This is a genomic window from Streptomyces sp. NPDC043812 (genome assembly GCF_056436245.1).
In genome coordinates this window covers 1-3504 of sequence record NZ_JBWKCY010000080.1, presented here as the reverse complement: position 1 = coordinate 3504, position 3504 = coordinate 1, and the positions used below count along the sequence as shown (strand labels likewise).

General features: G+C 66.2%; 3 protein-coding genes. All 3 read right to left on the bottom strand.

The features are described from left to right. Window positions 1–184: WXG100 family type VII secretion target (locus AC067Z_RS38645; RefSeq protein WP_478794321.1), on the bottom strand; the 184-nt coding region annotated here is incomplete at its 3' end. 109 nt (window positions 185–293) lie between these two features. After that, complete coding sequence (locus tag AC067Z_RS38640; protein WP_478794320.1) at window positions 294–1508, bottom strand: S8 family serine peptidase; 1215 nt, start codon at window positions 1506–1508, stop codon at window positions 294–296. 67 nt (window positions 1509–1575) lie between these two features. Beyond that, window positions 1576–3336 carry a hypothetical protein gene (locus AC067Z_RS38635; RefSeq protein WP_478794319.1) on the bottom strand — a complete coding sequence of 587 codons (1761 nt, stop codon included), beginning with the start codon at window positions 3334–3336 and terminating at the stop codon, window positions 1576–1578. Between the last annotated feature and the right edge of the window lie 168 nt (window positions 3337–3504).

Sequence of the window (3504 nt, the reverse complement as noted above, 5' to 3'; positions counted from 1 at the left end):
TGCCCTGGTTGATCTCGGTCTGCTTGCCGTCGAAGGCGCCGGCGCCGATGCCCTTCCAACGGCCTTCGAGGCTGTCGATAACCCCCTGGAGGTCCCGCAGCTGGCCTTTGACGTCCTCGAACTTGAGGGTCAGTTCGTCCTGGAATCCCTTGAGATCCTGATCGCGAACCTTCTGGACTGACATGTGTCGCTCTCCCTTTCCTGGGTTCTCATTGAGGCTGCGCTCGCCTGGTCAGGCGCTCGCAGAATGGTCTCGGTTGGGCCGCTCTGCTTCGGGGACCGAAAGGACACCGTCAGGCAGTACGCCGTCGGCGGACGAGGGCGAAAGCCACTCCCGCGACGACGACCGCGGCTGCGGCGCCACCGATGATGAGCCCCAACTGGCTGTCGTCATCAGCGCTCTTGCTGGAGCCTGTCACGACTGCGTCGGAACCCTGCTTCCCCTTCGGGGCTTGTGACGAAGCTGGTGCAGAGGGCTCGGGCGAGGCGGACGAGCCGGCACCTGAGCCACCGCCGACCTTGCTGTTGGTGAGCGGGCTGACGTCCGGGGCACCGGGCTTCCCGATGCCGCGATTGATGTGGGCCCCGGGACGGACGATGCCATGGCCGAGGAAGTTGCTGACCGTGCCCTCTTTCCAGTCCTCGCCACGGCCGGCGGACTCGATCACGACGCGGAGAACCTGATTCGCCGTCCAGTCGGGGTGGGCGGACCAAATGAGGGCGGCGGAAGCGGAGGCGAGGGCGGTGGCATGGCTGGTGCCTTGCTCATCGCAGTAGCGGGCCAAGGTCTTGTCGCAGTACCCAGGGATGTCGGTGCCGGGCGCTGCGATATCTACGAAGTCACCGTGTTGGGAGAACTTGGCGACCTGACCGTCCTGCCCAGTTGCTGCAACCGCGATCACCTCCGGGTAACCGGCAGGGTAGCTATCAGGGTTGCCCCTCTGGGCATCGTTGCCGGCCGCCGCGAAAAACAGCTTGCCCTTCGCCTGTGCGTATTGGACTGCCGCCCGAACCTGGGAAGAGTAGTACTTACTGCCGCCCGACATGTTGATGATCTTGGCTTCACTGTCGGCTGCGGCTTTGATCGCCTCTTCCAGTTCGAAGGCGTTGACTCGCTGTTCATTCTGCACTTTGGTATCACTGATGCGGTACGGAATGATCTTGGCGCCCGGGGCAAGGCCCTTGAGGCCCCCACCTGCCCCGGAACCCGCGATGAGCTCAGCCATCGTGGTCCCGTGACCGTCGAAATCGTCTGTCTCGTCGCCCTTGGCCTCCGAGGCATCCATTCCCTTCAGAACCTTGCCTTTGAGGGAGGGAACGGAGGGATCAACACCACCGTCGATGACGGCGACAGCGATGCCTTCCCCGGTCGACTTCTTCCAGATCTCTTCGGCATTCATTGCGCCCAGGTACCACTGCTGCGACTGCACGTCGGCAGCAACCGCGGCCGGACCAGCTCCGACGAAGCCAACCGTCAGCACCGCCACCGCACTTGCCGTGCCGAGCACACTTCGCCGAAACCTGCGGACGCCCATCATTCGTGCCGTCATCCTGACTTCCGAGCCTTCCCAGTGGTTAGTCGATCACCGGCGGTACCGCACCGCGCCGACGGTTCGCCCATGTCTCTTCGTCTTCCGTCAGGTAGTCCGGGCGGGTAGAGCCCTCACGGTCCTGCTCGTCGTCTCCTGACCGGCGCTGGTTCCCGCGCCCGCCGACGAGACCGCCGCCTGACCCAGCTGAGGCACCGGTGCGGGAGCCGGGAGTGCGCGGCGTGCCGACTACACCGTTCGCGCTGGGAGTTCCGCGTCCAACGGGCCGCGAGGTCTTGTTGTCAGAGTTGGCTCCCACGACACCCGACTGGCTCGGCCTCGCGGCAGAGGAACGCCCCGCCGCCGGACCCTCTCCACCGATGATCGTGCCCCGGGGAATACGCGAGCCCGCGCTGCCACTGGTGGGACGCTGTGGTGTGCCGCCGACGATTCCGTCTCCTCGGCCGCCACGAGGTCCGTTCGGGCCACCGCTGCGTCCGGCGACAGGCTGGCCGGTACCGCCAGGCCGACCCACGATGGGCGCCTGGCCCCGGCCGTTCCCAGAGCGTCCTGTGCCTCCAGCAGTGGGTCCCATTACGTTCGAGCGACCCATGGGTGAGCGACCCGCCGAAGTCGATGAAGGACCGGGGGGTGTACTGCTCTGCCGTCCCGTCGCAGTGGTGGGTCGCCCTACCGGAGGGGAACCACCAGTCGGTCCGGACCGGCCCACAGCCTTGCTCGGCGGCGCACCTGCCGTCCGCGGATCGCCGGCGGCCCGAGGAACTGGACCACCTCGTACCGGCAGTCCGAAGTTGGTCGGCGCCGGGGTGACAGGACCTTGGTTCGGATTGGCGGTGACAGGGGGCGACGTCGTGGTCGGAGTAGTGGTCGTGGGCGGCGGGGCCGTGGTCACACTGTCGATCTCCACTGACGTGGAGTCCGGAATGGTGCCTGTCTTGCCAGGTGACTCTGTGCGAGGTGCGACCTCTGTCGCTTCCGGCACATCTACGCTGCTGGTGCGTCCGGGAGTTGACCGGGAGAGGTCTTCGCGTGCTGTGGATGCCTCCGAATTGGCACTCGGATTTTGCCAACGCCCCGTCGGCATAGGCACTGCCGCCCCGTACGCCTTCGGCGGCTTCGGGGCCTCCTGCGCAGCCAGCGTCCCCTGAGAAACCGCGTAGAACGACGCCAGGCGGTTCATCTGGTTGATGGCCTCTTGGCGGTCCTTCTCCACCTGGAGCGCCTTCTGGTACTCCGGGTTGTCCGGCGTCTGCTCCGGGAGCTTGAAGTCCTTGGCGTCCTTCTGGACCGCTCGATTGTCACGCGGCGGCCTGGAGTTGCGCACCGAGGTCAGGCCCGTGCTGGCGACCCGCATCTGTTTGCCGACCGCGTTGGCCATCTTGCCGATCGACCAGGCGTAGCTCACGACTTCAGCGCCGTATCGGCGGAACTCGGTGGCGCCCTCGCCCTGCCAATGGGTCTTGTTGACGAAGGCGTTCAGGTCCTTGGCGGCCTCGTTGATGGCGAGGTTTGCCTCTTCCAGAGCCTCGCCGGCGTTGGCCAGCTGCTCAGGGTTGGCGCTTTCGAGGAAGTCCAGCATCGCGTTGAGCTTGTGGCCGTCGAAGACGGTCGACCCGAAGACGCTGCCCTTGGGGGCGAGGCCGAAGACGTCGAGCATGTCGAACACCTGCTCGACCGCGTCGGTCGCCGCGAAGTTGGCGTCGATCTGGGCGTCGTCCTGCTGCTGCTCCTGCTCCTGCTTCGTCAGAGGCGGCTTGGGGTCGGGCTTGGGCTTCTCTTCACTCATGGCTCATCACCCCAGATCCTTGGTGCCGGTCTTGGAATCCTGACGCGGCTGCGCCGGCGGCGCCTGCTTCTGGCGGGCCTGCTCGCGCTCGAGCGCCTCGTCCCGCTCCTTGTCCAGGCGCGACTTGATCTCGTGGAAGCGGGCGCGCTGTTCCTCCTCGACGTTGCC